General features: G+C 44.4%; 22 protein-coding genes and 2 pseudogenes. 21 read left to right on the forward strand and 3 right to left on the reverse strand.

Translation table 11 applies throughout. The annotated features are described in order from the left end of the window. Window positions 1-75 precede the first annotated feature (75 nt). Window positions 76-957: a LysR family transcriptional regulator gene (locus QT711_RS05245; RefSeq protein WP_398295660.1), complete on the reverse strand. Its 882-nt coding sequence runs from the start codon at window positions 955-957 to the stop codon at window positions 76-78. A 102-nt stretch (window positions 958-1,059) separates the two neighbouring features. Between QT711_RS05245 and QT711_RS05250 the strand changes: the two genes are divergently transcribed. The 4 genes from QT711_RS05250 to QT711_RS05265 all read left to right on the forward strand — a co-directional run bounded on the left by QT711_RS05250 (window position 1,060) and on the right by QT711_RS05265 (window position 5,924). After that, window positions 1,060-2,157: a citrate synthase/methylcitrate synthase gene (locus QT711_RS05250; RefSeq protein WP_317942467.1), complete on the forward strand. Its 1,098-nt coding sequence runs from the start codon at window positions 1,060-1,062 to the stop codon at window positions 2,155-2,157. A gap of 58 nt (window positions 2,158-2,215) precedes the next feature. Further along, a complete protein-coding gene (locus tag QT711_RS05255) occupies window positions 2,216-4,189 on the forward strand; it encodes a S9 family peptidase (RefSeq protein ID WP_317942468.1) in 1,974 nt (657 codons plus the stop codon). A gap of 108 nt (window positions 4,190-4,297) precedes the next feature. Then, on the forward strand, window positions 4,298-4,783 hold the full coding sequence (locus QT711_RS05260) for a GNAT family N-acetyltransferase (protein ID WP_398295695.1): 486 nt from the start codon (window positions 4,298-4,300) through the stop codon (window positions 4,781-4,783). Between the two features lie 856 nt (window positions 4,784-5,639). Next, window positions 5,640-5,924: a late competence development ComFB family protein gene (locus QT711_RS05265; protein WP_317942470.1), complete on the forward strand. Its 285-nt coding sequence runs from the start codon at window positions 5,640-5,642 to the stop codon at window positions 5,922-5,924. A gap of 28 nt (window positions 5,925-5,952) precedes the next feature. Here the strand turns inward: QT711_RS05265 and QT711_RS05270 are convergent, their stop codons facing one another. After that, a complete protein-coding gene (locus QT711_RS05270) occupies window positions 5,953-6,765 on the reverse strand; it encodes a flagellin N-terminal helical domain-containing protein (RefSeq protein ID WP_317942471.1) in 813 nt (270 codons plus the stop codon). 128 nt (window positions 6,766-6,893) lie between these two features. On the opposite strand from QT711_RS05270, the gene QT711_RS05275 reads away from it, so the two are divergent. Then, the gene (locus tag QT711_RS05275) at window positions 6,894-7,292 is read left to right on the forward strand and encodes a flagellar protein FliS (RefSeq protein WP_317942472.1); all 399 of its coding nucleotides are present in this window, start codon (window positions 6,894-6,896) and stop codon (window positions 7,290-7,292) included. 149 nt (window positions 7,293-7,441) lie between these two features. On the opposite strand, the gene QT711_RS05280 is transcribed toward QT711_RS05275, so the two are convergent. Continuing rightward, complete coding sequence (locus tag QT711_RS05280; protein WP_317942473.1) at window positions 7,442-8,218, reverse strand: enoyl-CoA hydratase-related protein; 777 nt, start codon at window positions 8,216-8,218, stop codon at window positions 7,442-7,444. A 147-nt stretch (window positions 8,219-8,365) separates the two neighbouring features. On the opposite strand from QT711_RS05280, the gene QT711_RS05285 reads away from it, so the two are divergent. The 16 genes and pseudogenes from QT711_RS05285 to QT711_RS05360 all read left to right on the forward strand — a co-directional run. After that, window positions 8,366-9,616 carry an EAL and HDOD domain-containing protein gene (locus QT711_RS05285; RefSeq protein WP_317942474.1) on the forward strand — a complete coding sequence of 417 codons (1,251 nt, stop codon included), beginning with the start codon at window positions 8,366-8,368 and terminating at the stop codon, window positions 9,614-9,616. Between the two features lie 69 nt (window positions 9,617-9,685). Then, window positions 9,686-10,531 carry a DegV family protein gene (locus tag QT711_RS05290; RefSeq protein WP_317942615.1) on the forward strand — a complete coding sequence of 282 codons (846 nt, stop codon included), beginning with the start codon at window positions 9,686-9,688 and terminating at the stop codon, window positions 10,529-10,531. 50 nt (window positions 10,532-10,581) lie between these two features. After that, window positions 10,582-11,961: a DEAD/DEAH box helicase gene (locus QT711_RS05295; protein WP_317942475.1), complete on the forward strand. Its 1,380-nt coding sequence runs from the start codon at window positions 10,582-10,584 to the stop codon at window positions 11,959-11,961. Further along, a complete protein-coding gene (locus QT711_RS05300; RefSeq protein WP_317942476.1) occupies window positions 11,961-12,563 on the forward strand; it encodes a ComF family protein in 603 nt (200 codons plus the stop codon). The genes QT711_RS05295 and QT711_RS05300 overlap by 1 nt, the downstream gene beginning before the upstream one ends. 25 nt (window positions 12,564-12,588) lie before the next feature. Further along, the gene (locus tag QT711_RS05305) at window positions 12,589-13,002 is read left to right on the forward strand and encodes a TIGR03826 family flagellar region protein (protein WP_317942477.1); all 414 of its coding nucleotides are present in this window, start codon (window positions 12,589-12,591) and stop codon (window positions 13,000-13,002) included. A gap of 194 nt (window positions 13,003-13,196) precedes the next feature. Then, window positions 13,197-13,460 (forward strand): flagellar biosynthesis anti-sigma factor FlgM, encoded by a 264-nt coding sequence (flgM, locus tag QT711_RS05310; RefSeq protein ID WP_317942478.1) that lies wholly within the window; start codon window positions 13,197-13,199, stop codon window positions 13,458-13,460. A 23-nt stretch (window positions 13,461-13,483) separates the two neighbouring features. Next, the gene (locus tag QT711_RS05315; RefSeq protein ID WP_317942479.1) at window positions 13,484-13,981 is read left to right on the forward strand and encodes a flagellar protein FlgN; all 498 of its coding nucleotides are present in this window, start codon (window positions 13,484-13,486) and stop codon (window positions 13,979-13,981) included. A gap of 11 nt (window positions 13,982-13,992) precedes the next feature. Continuing rightward, window positions 13,993-15,549, forward strand: a complete 1,557-nt coding sequence (flgK, locus tag QT711_RS05320) for a flagellar hook-associated protein FlgK (protein WP_317942480.1) — start codon at window positions 13,993-13,995, stop codon at window positions 15,547-15,549. A gap of 15 nt (window positions 15,550-15,564) precedes the next feature. Next, window positions 15,565-16,443, forward strand: a complete 879-nt coding sequence (flgL, locus tag QT711_RS05325) for a flagellar hook-associated protein FlgL (protein ID WP_317942481.1) — start codon at window positions 15,565-15,567, stop codon at window positions 16,441-16,443. Between the two features lie 7 nt (window positions 16,444-16,450). Further along, window positions 16,451-17,101: a DUF6470 family protein gene (locus QT711_RS05330; protein ID WP_317942482.1), complete on the forward strand. Its 651-nt coding sequence runs from the start codon at window positions 16,451-16,453 to the stop codon at window positions 17,099-17,101. Between the two features lie 79 nt (window positions 17,102-17,180). Then, window positions 17,181-17,618 (forward strand): flagellar assembly protein FliW, encoded by a 438-nt coding sequence (gene fliW, locus QT711_RS05335; protein ID WP_317942483.1) that lies wholly within the window; start codon window positions 17,181-17,183, stop codon window positions 17,616-17,618. 1 nt (window position 17,619) lies between these two features. Next, entirely contained in the window at window positions 17,620-17,844 is a 225-nt protein-coding gene (csrA, locus tag QT711_RS05340; RefSeq protein ID WP_317942484.1) for a carbon storage regulator CsrA, read from the forward strand. Window positions 17,845-18,086: 242 nt separating this feature from the next. Beyond that, window positions 18,087-19,040, forward strand: coding sequence for a flagellin N-terminal helical domain-containing protein (locus QT711_RS05345; RefSeq protein ID WP_317942485.1), 954 nt, complete (start codon window positions 18,087-18,089; stop codon window positions 19,038-19,040). Window positions 19,041-19,382: 342 nt separating this feature from the next. Further along, a pseudogene (locus QT711_RS05350) lies at window positions 19,383-19,496 on the forward strand (flagellin); the annotation flags it as partial. 184 nt (window positions 19,497-19,680) lie between these two features. Then, on the forward strand, window positions 19,681-20,799 hold the full coding sequence (locus QT711_RS05355) for a flagellin N-terminal helical domain-containing protein (RefSeq protein ID WP_317942486.1): 1,119 nt from the start codon (window positions 19,681-19,683) through the stop codon (window positions 20,797-20,799). 342 nt (window positions 20,800-21,141) lie between these two features. Further along, window positions 21,142-21,255, forward strand: a pseudogene (locus QT711_RS05360) (flagellin); the annotation flags it as partial. Window positions 21,256-21,366 lie beyond the last annotated feature (111 nt).

Here is a 21,366-nt window from a genome sequence, read left to right on the forward strand (position 1 = left end):
ATTGCTTAACAATAGGGCATGATAACCTCATTCTCACAAAGAAACAAGCCCCCCCTTGCTTCCTAAACCAAACTCTCAACCAAAATAATAACTAGACACTTCTTGAATGAACGCCTCTTCTAAATCGCCAATATTTTTCACAATGAGGAAAGTTGACACTGTAGGCAATTCAAATAGGTCAAAATGGGGTCTCATTAGACGGCCTTCTAGTAACTCACGTCTCACTATTGAGTGAGGTAGAAACGAAATGCCGATGCCTTCTTGAATGAATCGCTTAGCGATATGAGCTTGCGTCACTTTCATCGTCCGAACACCAGGAACATGTTTACTAAGGGTGACAAGCAATGGATCCCAATAGACCGGGTGGTGATGCGTAAGTAAATCATTTTGTTGAAGCGTGGCACGAACATCAACTGGTGGGCCGCTCTCTTCATCGTATCGGTCGTTAGGGGCGATAAAAACCACAGGATCATCGTAAATTCGAATGGATTCTAATCCTTTTAATGTTGCATCGAGCGCGGAAATCCCTAAATGCACATCACCACTTTCGACGAGTTGCTCAATGTGTGCAGAGTCCTCCACACGAATTGTCAACTCGACATCGGAATAGCGCTCCCTGAAGGTACGTAAGCAGTACGGCAAAATCGTTTCAGCCATTAAGGGAGAGATAGCGATCGTCCACTTCCTGCGATAGCCTTGCGTGAATGCACTCATTCGCTGCAAGGTACCTTCCATGGATTGGAGTAAGTGCAAAGCCTCTTCATAAAACAATTTTCCTGCATCCGTTAACGTCACCCGGTTGTTAATTCGATCAAAAAGTCGACAATTCAAATGCTCTTCCAATAGTCGAATGTGTACAGTGACGCTGGGTTGTGACAATAAACGCCTCTCCGCAGCTTTTCTGAAATTCAGCGTTTCTGCTGCTGCAATGAATGTCTGTAACCATTGGTAATCCAATCCATCCACTCCTTAATTAATAATCTTAATCAAAGTGATTAATAGAATTCAATTTATCTAATTATAGCAATTGCGTATAGTAAAGAAAAGGAGGAATGGAAGATGTTTCAAAAAGGATTAAAAGATGTCGTAGCCGTGCATACGAAAATCGCGGATGTCATTGGAGAAAAAGGTGAATTGCAATACAGAGGTGTTCAAGTGGGACAGTTAGTAACCCAATATTCATTTGAACAAATCCTTTACTTGCTTTTAAACGGACAACGTCCAAATCAAGAGCAATTACAGGAAGTCCAGTCTGCGTTACTTCAAAATAGAACGTTACCACAACATGTACAAGCAATCATTGATGCACTCCCTTCAGAAGTCTCATTAATGGATGCGATGAGAACGGGCATTTCAGCATTTTGTGACCGCGATTTTGTACGTAAAACAAGTAATGAACAAGCAATCCAGCTAATTGCAGCACTTCCAGTCATCGTTGCACGCCATTATCGGAACCAACAAGGGCTAGAACTTATCGAACCGGATGCTAATTTGAACCATACAGCCAATTACTTATGGATGCTGACAGGTGTGTCACCTACAGAAGTGCATGTGGAGGCGCTTGAAACCTATTTAAAGCTAACAATGGAGCATGGCTTAAATGCATCGACTTTTGCTGGCCGTGTCACGATTTCGACCGAATCCGATCTGACAGCCGCCATTACATCAGCGATTGGTACAATGAAAGGCCCTTTACACGGGGGTGCACCTGCTGGCGTCATTGATTTGCTAAATGAAATTGGTAGCCCTGAAAATATTCAACCTGTCATCGAAGAAAAAATGCGTAGAGGCGAACGGATTATGGGATTTGGTCATCGTGTCTACAAAACAGAAGACCCTCGATCCGTTATCCTGCGGGACAAATGCCTAAGCATGTCTGGAAGAGATGCGTGGCTCGACCTTGCAACGACAGCGGAGAAAGAAATCATCAGGTTGCTCGATAAGCATAAGCCTGGACGAAAATTGTATACAAATGTGGAATATTACGCTGCTGCCATCATGCGTTCCATCGACATGCCAACAGAACTATTCACCCCGACATTCAGTGTGGCAAGAATTGTAGGATGGGCCGCACATGCAATTGAACAACAACAAGACAACACAATTTTCCGCCCACAATCCGTCTATGTCGGCGCCTTTTCAGAAAAGAGTTGCTGACAAAGCAGGAAACTATCCTCCGAGTGTCGAAATATGTACGGAAAAGGGGGAATGCACCATGACAAAAAAGGTAGAAATGACCGACTTATTCCAACTGCAATCCGTTACAGATCCACAACTCTCGCCGGATGGCAACGAAGCGGTCTTCATTAAAACACATATTGACGAGAAGAAAAACACATACATCGCCAACCTTTATCACGTCGATCTTGCGACAAAAGAAACGACACAATGGACATACGGCATAGATCGTATTTCATTGCCAAAATGGTCTGCGGACGGAAAGCAAATCGCTTTTTTGGCGAATCGCGAAGAGAAGAACCAACTGTATATCCTATCCGCCCGCGGAGGGGAAGCGAAACAGATGACTTCCTTTGCATACGGCATTTCTAACTATCGATGGGCGCCGTGTGGGAAGAAAATCTGGTTTGATGCACCTGTGAAAGAAGGCAAAACATTTACCGATGAAGAGGAAAAGGATGACGATAACAGGCCGCATTCAGTTCGTATAACGAACATGAACTACAAAATGGATCGAATTGGACTCGTTCCGCAAGATATGTTCCAGCAAGTCGGGGTAATTGATGTTGAAAGTGGAGAAGTGACACAATTCACGGAAGGCTCGTTTAAATATTCATTGCAAGCAGTTTCCAATGATGGCAAACAGCTTGTCATTGGCGTGAATCGACAAGAGAACTTGGATTATGCATTTCACACGCCACTGTTGTTAGTGGACGTTGAAACAAAGGAAGAGACGGTTATCATTGACGAGGACGGACACTATGGCGGAGCTTGTTTTTCATTTGACGACAACTATATTGCCTTTGTAGGCGCGGACCGAACATTTGAAATCGCTTCCCACGCAAATCTGTATGTGTATGATACGAAACGAGGGAATCGTATCAATGTGACGGAGTGTATGGATGCACCAGTCGGCGACCATACCGTTGCTGACCATCAACAAGCCGCAAATGCACCAAGTGTCGTATGGACGAAAGACAACCATCTGTACTTTCCACTCTCTACGATGGGCGATGTCCGTTTGTATTTCGGGACGATGGAAGGGGAGTTGTATCCAGCGACGCCTGAAAATGAACACATTTACGGTTACGACCTGACAAAAGACGGAGCGACAGCCATCGTTGCAGTGAGCAATGCAACGAATCCTGGCGAGTTGTATGTGCAAACCATCGCCACCGGGGAGAGGGTCGCCCTCACTTCATTTAACGAACAATATGTGCAAGAAGTTGAGCTGGTAGAACCGGAAGCCATTGTTTTTAAAGGTGCGTTGGACTGGGACGTACACGGATGGATTATGAAACCAGCCGGCTTTGAAGAGGGAAAAAAGTATCCGTTAGTCGTCAATATTCACGGTGGACCACATGCGATGTACGGCAATACGTTTTTCCACGAAATGCAATTATTTGCTGCACAAGGGTGGGGGGTACTTTACGTGAACCCACGTGGTAGTCATAGTTATAGCCAACTGTTCGTCGATGCGGTGCGGGGGGATTATGGTGGCAATGATTTTAAAGACATTATGGCAGCTGTAGATTATGCACTTTCTGAGTATGGTTGGATTGACGAAAACCGTCTCGGTGTCACTGGCGGTAGCTATGGTGGCTTTATGACAAACTGGATTGTCAGTCATACAAATCGATTTAAAGCGGCCGCAACACAACGCTCCATCTCCAACTGGATCAGCTTTTTCGGTGTGTCAGACATCGGCTACTATTTCACAGATTGGGAACATGGAGCAGATATGACAGACGTGGAAACGTTATGGAAACACTCACCGTTAAAATATGCAAAAGATGTTGAGACGCCGCTACTGATCCTTCATTCTGAAAAGGATTTCCGATGCCCGATTGAGCAAGCGGAACAGCTGTACATTACATTAAAGAGCATGGGGAAAGAGACGGAGTTCGTTCGTTTCCCGGAAGCAGACCACAATTTACCGAGAACCGGCATCCCAAATCTTCGGATTGAACGGTTAACTGAACTAACAGGATGGTTCAAAAAATATTTGTGAAATTTTATACTACGACTGACTGAAGCGTTGGCGTAAGGAGGCACACGATTGACGTATACAACTGACGGTGTCACAATTCGACCCGTAAAAGAAGAAGACTTGTATCGCATGTGGGAATTGACGTTCAAAGAGGAAAATCCCGAATGGAAGAAATGGGACGCGCCGTATTACCCGCACAATACGATGGCTTACGAAAAATATGTAGAACGTAAAGACAAGATTGTCGATCAGGACGACCATTGGGCAATCGAAGCAAACGGTGAACTCATTGGCATGCTAAGTTATTATTGGGAACACAAGCCATCACTTTGGCTCGAAATGGGCATCCTCATTTACGAACCGAAGTATTGGAGTGGCGGGTACGGCACAAAGGCACTCACGATGTGGATCAATCATTTATTCAATGAAATGCCGCTCGTCCGTGTCGGCTTGACAACATGGTCCGGCAACAAGCGCATGATTCGCGTCGCCGAAAAGCTCGGCATGACGATGGAAGCCCGCATACGCAAAGTTCGCTACTGGGAAGGCGTCTACTACGACTCCATCCGCATGGGCATTTTGCGAGAAGAATGGGAACAGCAAGAAAGAAGCTAAAACAATGAAGCGCACACGTCTATAAAATGATGTGTGCGCTTTTTATGGATGCATCCTACTCAGCAAATCGTTTAATTTGTCAAAAGCTATTTGGCGCGATTGGGAAATTAGGTTGAAAAGTAACCATCCGCGGTTCAGGTAGCTCTATAAGCAACGAAATAAACATATTTTCTCTGAATGCGGCATAATTCTTCTAAACGCGTCAAACTTCCGTAGAACACAGCATAAATTTACAGAACGCGGCAAATTTCTGAAGAACGCCGCATAACTCAATGAGTAGCAGCGAACCGTCTACAAGAAAAATCGTTAGTTTGTCAAAAGCCATTCGGCGCGATTGGGCATTGAAGTTAAAAGGCAACCAGCCGCGGTTCAGGTAGCTATAAGTAACGATATCCGCATACTTTCTTTGAACGCGGCATAAATCTTTCGAACGCCGCAAACTTCACGAAAACACGGCATAAATCCACAGAACGCGTCAAACTTCTCTAGAACGCCGCATAACGCGTCCAAACACAGCAAACCGCTTGAAAGCAATTCTTTTAATTTGTCAAAACCCATTTTGCGCGAGCGAGAATGCCGGATATAAAAACCTTCCGCGGTTCGATGAGTCTAATTAAGAACACCGCATACTTTATCCGAACGCGGCATTAAATCTTCTAACAACGCATAACTTCTCTAAACGAGGCATTCATCTACAAAACGCGGCATACTCCTCAGAAACGCCGCATAAATCCGCCAATCGCCGCATAACTCCTACATTTCACTATTTTTCCAATCAGTGATAGAATAGAATTATAGTCATCCGAAAATCGCTTGTGAAACGAAAGGACTAGTAGTGTCGTAGGAGGTGCTAATTTTGCCAATCTATAATGTCATGGAGGATGTCGTGCATGACGTTTTACAGCAATACAAAAAAGAACTCCAACTCACATGTGACTGTCAACGGTGCCATGACGACATTATGGCCATCGCATTGAACCAATTGAAGCCACACTATATCGTCAACGAGCAACATAAGCCATACATACGCGCGGGGCATGTCACGGATCGACAAGGCGTCACCAATATTCTCTCGACCGTCGTAAAAGCGGCCCGAATCGTAACCGACTCCCCACGCTGTGAAAACGCAAAAAAAGAGTAGGTCAGGACAATCCCTGAGCCTACTCTTTTCAATTTGAAAACAACGACATGACGCGTTGCACACTTTGATTCACATGTCCGACGAGTAAATGGTCACCTTGCTGGCGAATATCCATTTGAATAAAGTTCATCATTTCTTTCGCCATATCCGTATCTTCAAGCAACGAAAGCGAGCGAGAAAGATTGTTCTCAAATACTAAGGCATTCGTCAAATGATGTTCAACCGACTCCATGTCAGCACCGACGCGAGTCAAATGCCCAGAAACCGTTTGAATCGCATCATCAATTTTCGTAATCAATGCATTCGCGTCATCTCGCATGCGCAACGATGCGTTTTCAAGACCAAGTTTCTTCGTACTCACATCGACTAAGTTAATCTTCATCTGCTGTCCAGGATTCGCGCCGACTTGCAAAATGAGCGAAGCGTCCTGACCTAAAATTTTCTTCGTATTAAACTCCAGCTTTTCCGCTGTATCGTCGATCGCTCCAAGCAAATGGTCAAGTTCGACTTGGCTTGCAGCACGGTCATTCACCGTTAGCGTATCATTCGAACTCATGACTGCCAATTCGCGTGCCCGTTGTAAAAGCCCGTTTACATTGTTCAGCCCTTCATTCGATGCTTCTAGCACAGATAGACCGTCTTGCATATTGCTTTGCGCTCGTGAAATCCCACGGATCTGTGCTCGCATTGTTTCAGAAATTGCTAATCCCGAAGCATTGTCGCTACCTTTCGCAATCTTAACACCGGATCCTAATTTCACTAAGCTCTTTTCAATCTGACTCGCATTCCGTTGTGAACGGTTCGTCGAAAAAGCGATGTGCTCCTGACTCATTACGCGCATCTCTTCACCCCCCAATTCCAATAATCAACACTTCTCATTCTTATTATCGGCATATAGCCATTGAAATGAACTGAGAATTGCCGATACTAAAGAAAAAGCGACACGGAGGGATCAAATTGCCGACCTCAATGGAGATGGAGAAAGCGATCCAAATTTACAAAGAAGCAAGCACGTCCACATTGTCCATGATGGAATATGTACTCCTCTTACTGAGCGAAATGCAAAAATACATTCAGCAGTGCCAAGTGGCGATTGTAAGCACGGATAATGAAGAGCGCGACAGAACGCTTTCTAAAGCACAAGACTTCCTTTTTGAAATCATGACAACTACAAATCAAGAAACTGTAGAAAGCGAAAGGCTTATGACCCTCTACATCCATATGAACCAATGCCTCGTCAAAACACGAATGACGCAATCAGGTGAACTCCTTCCCCACATAGAGCAGCTCACTGCCCAGCTCATCGAATCCTGGCAAATCGCCAAACAAGTCACACGCCGCCGCACCTACAAAACAGACCAACTGTAAACAATAATGGCGCACTGAACGATTCGGATTGTTAGGAATTTTTTTGGGGACAGGCACCGAAACAATTCCTTCTATTCAGAATAAAACAGGTGCCAGGCACCCGAACAATTCTGTGGATTGGGAATTGTGTGGATGACTGGCACCTTGTTTTACTTTCCTTTGAAGACGGGTTTGCGTTTTTCGGCGAAGGCATGGAGGGCTTCCAGGCGGTCTTCGGTTGGGATGGTGATTTCGTAGGCTTTGCGTTCGATGGCAAGGCCGGTTTGCAAGTCGGTGTTCATGCCGTGTTTCACGGCGAATTTCGCTTGTTGGACAGCAATTGGGCCGTTTGCGAGTAATTGCTCGGTAAATGCGTCGACGAGCTGAGGCAATTCCTCTTGTGGCGCGATGTTCGTTACGAGTCCATAACGCAATGCTTCTGAAGCATCCAATCTGCGTGCAGTTAAAATGAGTTCGAGTGCTTTTGCTTCACCGATCAATCTTGGCAAACGTTGTGTACCACCAGCACCTGGAATAATGGCGAGGCCTGTTTCCGTCAGCCCCATCACGGCACTATCGACCGCGAATCGGAAGTCGCAAGCGAGTGCAAGTTCCATTCCACCGCCGAATGCATAGCCGTTCAGCATGGCAATCGTCGGTTGTGATAGGTTTTCAATCATGGTAAACACTTCACCGATTTTATAAATGTTTCGTTTGACGCGTGCTTCCGTCAACGTTTTACGTTCTTTTAAGTCAGCCCCCACACTGAAAGCACGATCGCCTGCGCCTGTAAAAATGACAACCCGAATATCAGGGTTAATCCGAATCGACTCGATAATTTGTCCAAGCTCCGTCAATAAGTCATAATTAAATGCATTCATCGCTTTTGGACGATTCAATGTCACCCAAGCGACATGTCCTTTTTGCTCTAAACGTACAGTTTCCATACCAAAACCCCTTTTCTACTTGATGTACTCTTTTCAACATATCATTTTTCACAAAAAGCCGCTATGAATATAGCAAGTATTATTATGCAAAAAGTAATAGTTGAAAGTAACTATTTTTGGTATACTCGAAAAAAGAGAGGTGAGAAAATGGAAGTGAATGTGTTTGTAGGTAGACAACCTATTTTGGATCGAGAAGGACAAATTTTCGGTTATGAATTGTTGTATCGGAACAGTGAAGAAAATCGGTTTCCAGCAGTCAATCCTGAAAGTGCAACATTACAAGTTCTCATGAACTCATTTTTATCAATCGGCATCGATAATGTAGCGGAATCCTATAAATCCTTTATTAATTTCTCGGGTGAACTTCTCATAGAAGACATCTTTTCCAGACTATCACCCGCCCGCGTCATTATTGAAATACTAGAAGACGTTGAAATTACGTCCATCTTGATTCATAGAATGAAAGAAATTAAACAACATGGCTACCAATTTGCGTTAGATGATTTTATTATGCAAGATCAATATGCACAACATACCGAGTTGTTCGCGTTAATTGATTATGTAAAAGTCGATTTTCTCGCAGTGAACGAGGCGGAACGAAAAAACATAGAGGTTTTTATCAAAAAATATCCACACATTCGGATGGTGGCGGAAAAAATCGAAACGGAAGCTCAGTTCATGGAAGCGAAAGCAAGCGGTTATGATCTGTTCCAAGGGTATTTCTTTGCCAAGCCTGAAATCATTAAAGGGGTAGACATTCCTTCAACATTGAGTTCGCATTCGTACATTTTACATAAATTGAGCGAAGAGGACGCTGACATTGATGAAGTCGTTGAACTTATTGTCCATGACATGTCCATTACGTATAAGCTACTCCGATTCATTAACACGATGCACTTTGGCGTTCCGAAAAAAGTAGGTTCCGTCAAACAAGCAGTCATACTCATCGGATTTGAGCATTTAAAAAAATGGATGCGCATTCTACTCGTCCACCATATCGGCGAACATTCATCATCAGGTCAAGTGAAAGCACTCGTATCTTTCTCACTCACAAGGGCGCGGATGTGCGAGCTCATCGCCAAACGGATCGGAAAAGAAAATAGCGACGAATATTTCTTCGTTGGCATGTTTTCCTTAATGGACGTCATTATGAATAAAAGCTGGGATGACATTTTACCGCTTATCCCGTTCTCGGAAAGCATCGCCAATACGTTAAAAGGCGAAGAGACGGAAATGACGACTGTGTTACAACTAGCGATTGCCACGGAAAAATTGGATTGGTCACAAATACGCAAGTACCGTGCGCAACTTGAAATCTCTGAGAAAGAGTTAAGTGAGTTTTCTCGCATGTCGATTCGTTGGGCGCAACAATTGGATGAGTCGTACGTAGAAGCGTAATAACCGACGGCTTCACCTTTTCTTTTCACTTCCATTTCGAGTAGAATGGATGCAGGAGTTGATATTGAAGTGAAAACTGCAATCGTTACAGACAGTACAGCTTATTTGCCTTCCAATCTCATTCGTGAACTTGGTATTCACATCATTCCGTTGACGGTTACGATTGAAGGACAAGCATATGAAGAAGAAATCGACCTTTCATCGACCGATTTTTATGATAAAGTGCGTGGAGACGGACCGCTACCAAAGACGTCTCAACCGCCAATTGGAAAATTCACCGAGCTATATGCACATCTTCGGGAAGAATACGACGCAATCGTATCTATTCATTTATCAAGCGGAATTAGTGGTACATATGCAGGTGCGGTCCAAGCGGGAGAAATGGTCGAAGGCATTGACATACGGCCATTTGATTCGGAAATATCGTGTTACATGCAAGGGTTTTACGTGATCCGTGCAGCGGAGATGGCAAAAGAAGGTGCGACACCCGACGCGATTATCGAAGCGTTAAACGCTATGAAAAAGACAATGCGTGCGTACTTTATGGTAGATGACCTCGCACATTTACAACGTGGCGGCCGACTATCCAGTGCTCAAGCGCTCATCGGGGGTCTGCTTCAAGTTAAACCGATTTTGCATTTCCAAGAAAAAGTGATCGTTCCGTTTGAAAAAATTCGCACTCGTAAAAAAGCGATGAAACGGATTGCCGATTTAGTAGCGGAAGATGCACAAAAGATGCCATTGGAAGTAGCAATCATCCATGCGAATCGTCCAGAAGAAGCGGAAGCGTGGCGGGATGAATTGCAGGGACGTCTACCAGATGTTTCATTCACAATCAGTCATTTCGGACCGGTCATCGGTACGCATTTAGGCGAAGGATCGATGGGACTTGGTTGGGTGGAACGTAAACAATAAGAAGTACGGATGCTAGCTGCCTTACAATACATGGTAAAGGGGGTGTCGACATGAGGAAACAAATGAATCCGGCAATCAGGAATTTCTTGAGCGGCCGCATTTGGTTGCGCATGCACACCCCTTTTGCGTCCCATGAAATCGATGAACAAATCGCCGCCGGCACAATTACAGTTATAAAAGGAATACGAACGGAAAACGGCTCGCTCTTCCAACCGAAGCGGCACATATGCAATCGTTGCGAAAACGGTGATGCGTCACGATTTACAACGTTTCAATGCGCGAAATGTGAAGGGCCGTGTACGTATTGCCGAAACTGCTTAAAAATGGGGCGTGTATCGTCATGTACTGAACTGATTACGTGGACTGGACCACCAATAATGTACCCGACTGACCACACGCTTGCATGGCAAGGTACACTCACGCCGAAGCAGCAACAAGCTTCAGACGAATTACTAGAAAGCCAAAACAAAAGTCTTTCCCATTTACTGTACGCGGTTTGCGGATCGGGCAAGACAGAAATTCTATTTCAACCGATTCATGCGATGTTGCGACAAGGAAAACGCGTCGGTATCGCAGCCCCTCGTGTCGATGTCATTTTGGAATTGGAGCCGAGGTTACGCGCAGCTTTTCCACAAACGTCCATTGAAGCACTGTATGGTGGGGCACAACCGTCAATGGAAGCAGCACAGCTCGTCCTTGCGACAACCCACCAACTGTACCGGTTTACACAAGCGTTTGACGCCATCTTTGTCGATGAAGCAGATGCTTTCCCGTATAAAGCGGATGCGACGCTTCAACGAGCGGTCATGAAAGCGGCAAAGCCTGAAACACCTGTTCATTCTGTCACCGCAACCCCCTCAGACAAACTCCTTCGCGAACGAAAAAAGACAGGTGCCGTGTCAATCATCTATCGTCGTTACCATGGACACCCACTCCCTATGCCGGTTTTTCATTCATTGTGGAACTACGAGAAGCAAATCCAAAAAGGAACATTACCTCGTAAACTCCTACAATGGACAGAAGAACGAATCGCTAAAAACGAACCCTTTCTACTTTTCTTTCATCACATTGGCTTAATGGAAGCAGCGGAGCCTTTATTCCAAACGATTCATCCGCAAATTCGTTCGGTCCATGCGCAACATCCAGACCGGAAAGAACACGTTCAAGCATTGCGCGACCAACAAGTTCCAGGTCTCCTTACAACGACGATACTAGAACGTGGCATTACAATTCCGAATGTACAAGTTGCCGTTATCGGAGCGGAACAAGCGATTTTTGACAAAGGGGCATTGATCCAAATTGGTGGACGGGTTGGTCGTTCCGCACTCTACCCAACTGGCCAGTTCACACTGTTTCATAACGGCATTTCGTATGCGATGGACGAAGCGAAAAACGAAATTCGCCGGTTGAATGAAGGAGGAGATATGTAATGCACTGTCTTCTTTGTGATGAAAAAATGATTGCTAAGCCAAGTTGGCAAGCACTTATTGCCATCGAAAAGTCGAGTTTAATTTGTGAAGACTGTTCAAAAACGTTCAAACGTGTCGACATAAAAGATAGGAGTGAAACGATTACAGACATCCATTCGATCTACGCTTACAACGAAGGGATGCGTGCGTACATCCATCAGTACAAGTTTTTGCAAGACGTTGCACTCGCACCGGTATTTGCTGACGCGTTGCGTGCGGTATTGCAACGGAAAGATGCAATTATCGTGCCGATCCCGATGCATCCGCAAAAGAAAATTGAGCGGACATTTGCCCATATCGATGAACTGTTGCATGCAGCGCGCATTCCGTTTGAAGATGTGCTCGTTAAGACAAATACCGATGTGATGGGCGAAAAGACGAGAGACGAACGATTGGCGATGCGCCCTTTATTTGCAATGAAAGAAGGAATTGACATCCAACAAAAGACGTACATACTCGTCGATGACATTTACACGACAGGTACGACGCTTCAACACGCAGCTACAGTATTGAAAGAGGCTGGCGCTGTACAAGTTGAAGCTGTCACATTAGTACGTGCATAAAATCCACTCATCAGGAGGAAACAGAATGGCAGAAATAAAAGATTGTCCATCATGCGGAAATTTCTTTAACTTCACAGGCATCCGTGATGTATGCGCTAATTGCGCAAAAGACGAAGAAAAACAATACGAAGAAGTATACAGATTTCTTAGAAGGCGTGAAAACCGTGCCGCAACGATCGAACGCATTGTAGAAGTGACAGGCGTTACGGAAACGTTATTACACAAATGGGTACGTAAAGGCCGTTTACAACCGGCACTTTTCCCGAACCTCGGCTATCCGTGCGATAACTGCGGCAAGCTAACGGCAAAAGGGAAACTTTGCGAAACGTGTACAGCTGAATTGAAAAGTGAACTGCGTACATTTGACGCAGCGCAAGAATTTAGAGAAGCCGTTACGAAGAATGATACTGGAACGTACTTGGCGGAAAAGAAAGTTTGAATGAAAAACAGACTGTACGGCGCAGTCTGTTTTTACACCCAACGTTTGTCTGCGGTATTCAAGGGAACAATAGCCCTAGGACATCCAAGGCAAAACGCATATATCCCGTTTTCGTTCAAAAGACCCTAAACGTTGTCACAAATCTGCCGAAATAGAGGATAAGCACATACTTTTACTTGAAAGGAGCGAGCGAAGTGAAAATCAATAAAATCAATACGCCAGCGATAAATCCGTATCGTCAAGCACAAATGAAAGCGGAACAGGCGAAGGAGCAACCGAAAGTGAAGACAGATAAACTTGAAATCTCGTCTGAAGCGAAACAACTATCTGAAGTATCGCCTGTTACCGCTAAACGGAATGAGAAAGTACAACAACTCAAAGCACAAATCGAATCAGGAACGTATCAAGTCGATGCGGAAAAACTCGCTTCCAACTTGATGAAGTACTTTAACAAATAATGATAGGAAAGCAGGGCAAAGCAATGAGCATCGACACACTATTGTCCATCTTCGACAACTTGGAAAAACTGCATAAAAGCTTGCTCCGCATCGCAAATGACAAAGCAGCATGCATAAAAGACGGCGATCTCGATGGCATGAACCAATTGCTGAAAGACGAACAGGCACATCTTGCTGCAATCGTACAACTCGAGCAAGATCGACAACAAGCTGTCATCGCCTATTTGGAAGGACATGGATGTCCTCTTCCAAACAGCCCAACAATGACAACAATTATCGAAGCAACACCCGAACCGGATAAGAAGCAGCTTGAGGAGGCGAAGGACCGTCTCCTGCATGTGATTCATGAATTGAAATGGCAAAACGACTTGAACCAAAAACTGACGTACCAATCCCTTCAATTTGTGAATCTGTCGCTGGACATGGTCCGCCCACGTCCGGAATCGGCTACGTACTCAAAAACAGAAATTAGCGGTCAAAAAGAGACGAAGGATTTACCAACCTTTGACTCGCAAGCTTAAGGAGGAACATGATGCGCTCCACATTCATGGGATTAGAAACTAGCAAACGCGGTATGTTCACACAACAATCCGCCTTATATACAACAGGACACAACATCAGTAATGCCAACACACTCGGCTACTCCCGCCAACGCGTCAATATGCAAGCGACTGCAGGTTATCCTGGTGCAGGCTTGAATGCACCGACCATGCCTGGTTTTCTTGGGACAGGTGTTGAAGCAGGCTCGATTCAGCGAATCCGCGACGGATTTGTCGACCAGCAATTCAGAGGCGAATCCAACAAACTCGGCTACTGGGAATCAAGAACAAATGCCATCTCTCAAATGGAAGATGTGTTAGCAGAACCATCTGCATACGGACTCCAACAATCTTTAAGCGACTTCTGGCAGTCTCTGCAAACACTTGCCGCTAACCCTGAAAACGGTGGAGCACGTGCCGTTGCAGTAGAACGTGGAGTCGCAGTTGCGGACTCCTTCAACTATATTCATAAATCGTTATCAGAAATCCAAACCAATCTTGGCAAGGAAATCGGTGTCACAACGAAAAATGTTAACTCGATCTTAAAGCAAATCGGTGAACTGAATAAGCAAATCGCACAAGTCGAACCCAATGGCTACATGCCAAACGATTTATACGATGCACGTGATAATTTGCTAGATGAATTAGCTGGAATTATGCCGATTGAAGTAGATTATGAGAAATCAGGCGGACGTGCACTGGAGATTGCGGAAGGAACCGTTACAGTGAAAATTAAAACGAACGACCCCGCAAACCCGTTCATCACAGTCGTACAAAAGGACTCCTACTCAGAATTATCGCCAGTCGGCAATGGGGGAACAGACGCAGAGGGGAATCCGAAAGGTCCGATGACAAGGTTCACATTTACAGGTGGTCCTGCTGAAGTGAACACAATTAACGTCAATAATTTGCAAAATGCCGGTTCGTTGAAATCACTGACGGATTCGTATGGCTATGTAGATAGCAATGGGGATACAAAAGGTTTGTATCCGGATATGCTCGCAAAGTTGAATAAGATGGCAAATGTTTTTGCGGATGCTTTTAATACAGTTCATCAAGACGGGAAAGACCTAAATGGGGATACAGGCGAAGCGTTCTTTGTTTCCAAAGATGGACAACCTATCGATGCAAGCAATATTGGTATTAATAGTGTCATTGAAAAGGATCCTAACAAACTAGCAGCTTCAACTTCCGATCCAAATGTAACAGATCCTGAAGTCGGTAATGGAGAGAACGCGAAAAAACTGGGCGATGTCCTTTTCAATAAATTGCCTGGATTAGACGGCTCTAGTGTCCAAACTTATTATTCAGGCGTCATTGGTGAACTCGGCGTACAAGGCGAACAATCAATTAAGATGGTCAAAAACGCCATTACGTTGCTTGGCGCTGTATCCAACCGACGTGACTCCATCAGTTCCGTGTCTCTAGACGAAGAAATGACAAACATGATTAAATTCCAGCAAGCGTATAACGCATCCGCCCGAATGATAACCGTCGTCGACGAAACACTCGACAAAATCATTAACGGCATGGGCGTAGCAGGTAGGTAACTAGGAGGTAACTAAATGCGCATTACACAATCAATGCTTTCCAATAACATGCTCAGAAACGTCATGTCGAGCTACAGCAAAATGGGCAAACTGCAAGAACAACTAAGCTCTGGTAAAAAAGTGAATCGTCCATCTGATGACCCTGTAACCGTCATGAAAAGCCTAGGCTACGGGATGACAGTCGACAAAGTCGCTCAATACCAAAAGAACTTAGGTGAAGTAAACAACTGGCTCGATAGCTCAGATGATGCACTAGACGGAGTCGGAAAAGTCCTTCACCGTGCAAAAGAACTTGTCACAAATGCAGCAAACACGGGGACAATGACACCGGAAGACCGTGAAAAAATAAAAATTGAGCTTGACCAAATGCGAACGCAGTTACAAGATCTCGCCAATACCAAAGTTGGAGACAAATACATTTTTAGCGGAACGTTGACCGATAAACCCTTATACGAGAATGGTGCCTATCCAGACGTGACAACAGACCCTGCATTCAATAAAAATGTAGAAATCGAAGTATTTGACGGCGTCACGCTACGCGTTAATACAACAGCAGCAGAAACATTTAAAGCAATGGACGATTTGTTTAATGAGCTTGAAACAATGAGTGACGATGGTGCAGGATTCGGTGATGCTCTCGGTAAAATCGACGGACTCATGGATGATGTCCTCACAAAACGTGCCGACATCGGAGCGCGCTCTAATCGTGGGGAACTCATGAACAACCGTCTTGAAATGCAAGAAGGCGCAGCGAAAAAACAACGCTCCGAAAACGAAGACATCGACTACGAAAAAGTCATCACGGACATGATCACCCAAGAATCCATTCACCGTGCAGCTCTTTCTGTTGGTGCGCGAATCATTCAACCTTCGTTAGTGGACTTTCTGAGATAAACAATTTTTGAGCAACACACGGGTGCCTGGCATGGACACCATTCGCATGCTTTTAGCGAATTGTGGCCGTGCCAGGCTCCCCCCTTATATTCGAGGTGATTCCATGAACATCCCACAACTTCAAATCCAAACAACACGCGGCAAATTAGGTCTGCAAATCGAGAAACCCGTCCAGGAAATTGAACAACCAAAAGCAACGCAACAAATCGAACAACCAGCCGCCATCCTGGAAATGTCAACAACACAACCTCAACTATCAATCGATACAACCGAAAATCGTGCGGATCTTGATTTGAAAAGTCCCATTCGACGTGGAAATGAAAATGCCCAATACGGTGTCCAACAGCTAATGGAAGGCATTGCTCGACGCGCACAAGAAGGCCAACAGCTCTTGCGAATCGAAAATGGCGGAAACGTATTAGCCGAACTGAGCAAGCAAATTACAGAAAAAGACCCTGCACCGATTGGTATCCGTTTTGTTGGTGATCGTTTAAAAGTAAAAACGAACATCACACCCGGCTCGTTATCAATCAACGCAACACCACAAAAGCCAACTCATGATGTTCAAGTGAATAAACCAATCCATACATACACACCAGGTAAAGTCACTGGACATGTTGAGCAATACCCATCCATTCAGATTGATTGGCAAGTGTAGCACGAGTCACGTAAAGATTACTTCGTGGCTTTTTGCTTACATACCAATCACGTAGCTTTTCAGAAAAGGAGCGACCGAAATGCAAATTGAAACAAAATTCCATGGAACTATCCAAATCCAAAAAGACCAACTATGGAACTTTCCAAAAGGATTACCGGGCTTTGAAAACGAAAAAACATTCTCGTTACTACCGATAGAAGGCAACAATACATTCCAAGTATTACAATCTGTCAACACACCAGCTGTAGCCTTCATCGTCACAAACCCATACACACTCGTAGAAGACTACTCATTTGACATCGACGAGCCTACAATTGAATTGCTCAACATCGAGAAACCAGAAGACCTTTTCGTACTCGGCATCCTAACAGTCAAACAGCCTTTCGAAACATCAACCATCAATTTGCAAGCACCACTCATTTTCCAAATGCATAACCGGACAGCAAAACAAATGATCCTAAACGACAACCGTTTTACAACCCGACACGTCATCGGTCACAGCAAGGAGGAAGTCTAACATGTTAGTCCTCTCCCGAAAAACAAACGAAACCATCAAAATAGGTGACGATATAGAACTCCACATTCTTGAAGTGAAGGGTGACACTATTCGAATCGGCATAGAAGCTCCGAAAACTGTAGACATACTCCGTGGGGAACTGGTCCAATCAATCACTGAAACAAACACAGAGGCACTTACATTAGATGCTTCTCTCTTTTCACAACTAACAAAGAAAGAACAATGATACCTCGAAATGGATGCCCTGGATTACTTCCCGGCATCCATTTTCAATCCGCTACTTACATTCCTTAAAATAAACCAAAATTCAATAAAAACGTTTGAAAACGCTAAACTCCTAACCAACTTGTCCGATACTAATATTGTAAGCGGCAGTAACGAGTTCGGCCGGCTCTTACTCCGTGAGCAACAAATTTACTTAGGGTCACAAGGACGTGAACCCATAAACACTCAAGGAGGAAAATTACAATGAGAATTAATCACAACATCGCGGCTCTTAACACACACCGCCAACTAGGTGCTAACAACACACAAGCATCTAAAAACCTAGAAAAACTATCTTCAGGTCTTAAAATCAACCGTGCAGGAGACGACGCAGCAGGTCTAGCAATCTCCGAAAAAATGCGAGGCCAGATCCGTGGTTTGGATATGGCATCTAAAAACGCACAAGATGGAATTTCTTTAATTCAAACAGCTGAAGGTGCTTTGAATGAAACACATGCAATTCTTCAACGTATGCGTGAATTAGCAGTTCAATCTTCCAATGATACAAATAACGATGCAGATAGGGCAGAACTTCAAAAAGAAGTTAACCAATTGGCTGAAGAGATTACTAGAATCGCTGATAATACAGAATTTAACACTAAAAATCTATTGGGTAAAAATGGATTTGATGGTAAGTTCCATATTGGTGCAAATTCCAGTCAAGACATCTCATTAAAAATCAATGATATGAGTGCAGATACTCTTAAAGTGCTTGAAACATATACGGCAGCAGATGTAACCAATCTTGCTCATGATGGTGCAACTGCAGCGACTGCTAAAGTTTTGCAAGATGAAGGTGGTACGAATGTAGCAGTACATGTTGATGGTGCTTATTATAAACTGTCAGACGTTGAAGCAAATGCTACTAATGATGGATTCGTAGTAAAAGAAGGTGCTAAAGCATTCATTGAAGGTGCTGCATTAGCAGATGCTGAAACTGTAGACCGTGGAATCGATATCTCTGATCAAGCTTCAGCTTCAACTGCAATCAAGACTATTAACGATGCAATCGAAACAGTATCTACTGAACGTTCAAAATTAGGTGCAACACAAAACCGCCTAGAGCACACAATCAACAACCTTGGAACTTCCTCCGAAAACCTAACAGCTGCGGAATCACGTATCCGCGACGTGGATTATGTCTTAGCTGCTGCGTAAGCAGAGACAGACACAGTCGTCCTGACTGGTAACGGTCAGTGAGTACGATCGGGTGAATTGCTGGAAACCCCTGAAGCTTTCTTCCCCACAACGTAACCGGAAACGGTAAGCGTGACGGGCCGAAAAGAAGAGAGATTGGGCAATCAGCAGCCAAGCTCCTGTCTCGAAAGAGTGGAGAAGGTTCAACGACTAGGGTATACCATCTACAGCACTTGCCAGGATGATGAAACCCATAGGAAACGCAAGACTGAGTACCTTGCCGATCCGAAGTGCCCGACCCCTACCGAGCAATCGAAGGGTGAAGATATAGTCTAGTCATTAGTGAAAGCTAATGTTCGCACGATGGCGAAAGAAATGATGGAGTTCACAAAGAACAACATCCTTACTCAAGCAGCACAAGCAATGCTTGCACAAGCAAACCAACAACCACAAGGTGTACTTCAACTTCTGCGTTAATTTTTTTAGCATGGCCGATAATTTGGTCATGTTTTTTTATTTAATAGCTAAATGAACACAAAATCTTACCGATAATTAATATGTAAGCGGCAGTAACGAGTTCGGCCGGCTCTTACTCCGTGAGCAATAAGTTATTTAGGGTCACAAGGACGTGAACCAATAAACACTCAAGGAGGAAATATCAATGAGAATTAACCACAACATCGCGGCGCTTAACACACACCGCCAACTAGGTGCTAACAACACACAAGCATCTAAAAACCTAGAAAAACTATCTTCAGGTCTTAAAATCAACCGAGCTGGGGACGATGCAGCGGGTCTTGCAATCTCCGAAAAAATGCGAGGCCAGATCCGTGGATTGGACATGGCTTCTAAAAACGCACAAGACGGTATCTCTTTGATTCAAACCGCTGAAGGCGCACTGAATGAAACCCACTCAATTCTTCAACGTATGCGTGAACTTGCGGTTCAGTCTTCAAACGACACAAACAATGATTCTGACCGTTCTGAACTTCAAAAAGAGGTAAACCAATTAGCTCAAGAAATTACTCGCATTGCTGAAAATACAGAGTTTAATACAAAAAACCTTCTTGGCGAAAATGGATTTGAGGGAAAATTCCATATCGGCGCAAACACAGGCCAAGATATTGATTTAAAAATTAATGACATGGGTGCTGAAGCATTGAAAGTTGTTGGTAAAGAACTATCAACTACTGCAATTGATACAGATTACCTTGTAACTAATGAAAGAGGCGAAGCAGTAACGATTGCTTATACAGCAGCAGCAACGACTCCAGACACTGCTACTGGTAACGCAGCTGTAGCAAATACTGCTGTCTTTGATAAAGATACAAATACATTGACTATCACTTTAGCGCAAGCAGCAGGTACTAATGAGACTACTGGTGGCGCTGGAGATGCGGCAGCAGGAGCGATTACAGCGACTAAAGATGATGTACTTAAAGCAATTAACAGTGTAGAAGGGTTATCAGCAAAGTTTGCTAATGGAGTAACTGGTACGGATCTAGCGACAGTAGGAACCGGTGGAGCAGTTGCTGTCTCAACTGAAACTGCTGTAGTAGATCCAAATAAAGGGATTAATATATCATCACAAACTTCTGCGTCGGCTGCGGTAAAAACTATTAACGACGCTATCGAAACAGTATCTGCTGAGCGCTCTAAATTAGGTGCAACACAAAACCGCCTAGAGCACACAATCAACAACCTCGGAACTTCCTCCGAAAACCTAACGGCTGCGGAATCACGTATCCGCGACGTAGATTATGTCTTAACTGCTGCGTAAGCAGAGACAGACACAGTCGTCCTGACTGGTAACGGTCAGTGAGTACGATCGGGTGAATTGCTGGAAACCCCTGAAGCTTTCTTCCCCACAACGTAACCGGAAACGGTAAGCGTGACGGGCCGAAAAGAAGAGAGATTGGGCAATCAGCAGCCAAGCTCCTGTCTCGAAAGAGTGGAGAAGGTTCAACGACTAGGGTATACCATCTACAGCACTTGCCAGGATGATGAAACCCATAGGAAACGCAAGACTGAGTACCTTGCCGATCCGAAGTGCCCGACCCCTACCGAGCAATCGAAGGGTGAAGATATAGTCTAGTCATTAGTGAAAGCTAATGTTCGCACGATGGCGAAAGAAATGATGGAGTTCACAAAGAACAACATCCTTACTCAAGCAGCACAAGCAATGCTTGCACAAGCAAACCAACAACCACAAGGTGTACTTCAACTTCTGCGTTAATTTTTTTAGCATGGCCGATAATTTGGTCATGCTTTTTTATTTAATAGCTAAATGAACACAAAATCTTACCGATAATTAATATGTAAGCGGCAGTAACGAGTTCGGCCGGCT

The sequence above is a fragment of the Sporosarcina saromensis genome, assembly GCF_033253735.1.
Classification (GTDB): Bacteria; Bacillota; Bacilli; order Bacillales_A; family Planococcaceae; genus Sporosarcina; species Sporosarcina saromensis.

Bases quoted from the DNA above. Each gene is read 5' to 3' on its own strand.
- QT711_RS05260 (WP_398295695.1), top strand. From the start codon at position 4,298: ATGTGGGAATTGACGTTCAAAGAGGAAAATCCCGAATGGAAGAAATGG.
- QT711_RS05285 (WP_317942474.1), top strand. From the start codon at position 8,366: ATGGAAGTGAATGTGTTTGTAGGTAGACAACCTATTTTGGATCGAGAA.
- QT711_RS05345 (WP_317942485.1), top strand. From the start codon at position 18,087: ATGAGAATTAATCACAACATCGCGGCTCTTAACACACACCGCCAACTA.
- fliW (WP_317942483.1), top strand. From the start codon at position 17,181: ATGCAAATTGAAACAAAATTCCATGGAACTATCCAAATCCAAAAAGAC.
- QT711_RS05275 (WP_317942472.1), top strand. From the start codon at position 6,894: ATGGAGATGGAGAAAGCGATCCAAATTTACAAAGAAGCAAGCACGTCC.
- QT711_RS05315 (WP_317942479.1), top strand. From the start codon at position 13,484: ATGAGCATCGACACACTATTGTCCATCTTCGACAACTTGGAAAAACTG.
- flgL (WP_317942481.1), top strand. From the start codon at position 15,565: ATGCGCATTACACAATCAATGCTTTCCAATAACATGCTCAGAAACGTC.
- QT711_RS05250 (WP_317942467.1), top strand. From the start codon at position 1,060: ATGTTTCAAAAAGGATTAAAAGATGTCGTAGCCGTGCATACGAAAATC.
- QT711_RS05355 (WP_317942486.1), top strand. From the start codon at position 19,681: ATGAGAATTAACCACAACATCGCGGCGCTTAACACACACCGCCAACTA.
- QT711_RS05280 (WP_317942473.1), bottom strand. From the start codon at position 8,218: ATGGAAACTGTACGTTTAGAGCAAAAAGGACATGTCGCTTGGGTGACA.
- QT711_RS05300 (WP_317942476.1), top strand. From the start codon at position 11,961: ATGCACTGTCTTCTTTGTGATGAAAAAATGATTGCTAAGCCAAGTTGG.
- flgK (WP_317942480.1), top strand. From the start codon at position 13,993: ATGCGCTCCACATTCATGGGATTAGAAACTAGCAAACGCGGTATGTTC.
- QT711_RS05270 (WP_317942471.1), bottom strand. From the start codon at position 6,765: ATGCGCGTAATGAGTCAGGAGCACATCGCTTTTTCGACGAACCGTTCA.
- QT711_RS05305 (WP_317942477.1), top strand. From the start codon at position 12,589: ATGGCAGAAATAAAAGATTGTCCATCATGCGGAAATTTCTTTAACTTC.
- QT711_RS05255 (WP_317942468.1), top strand. From the start codon at position 2,216: ATGACAAAAAAGGTAGAAATGACCGACTTATTCCAACTGCAATCCGTT.
- csrA (WP_317942484.1), top strand. From the start codon at position 17,620: ATGTTAGTCCTCTCCCGAAAAACAAACGAAACCATCAAAATAGGTGAC.
- QT711_RS05295 (WP_317942475.1), top strand. From the start codon at position 10,582: ATGAGGAAACAAATGAATCCGGCAATCAGGAATTTCTTGAGCGGCCGC.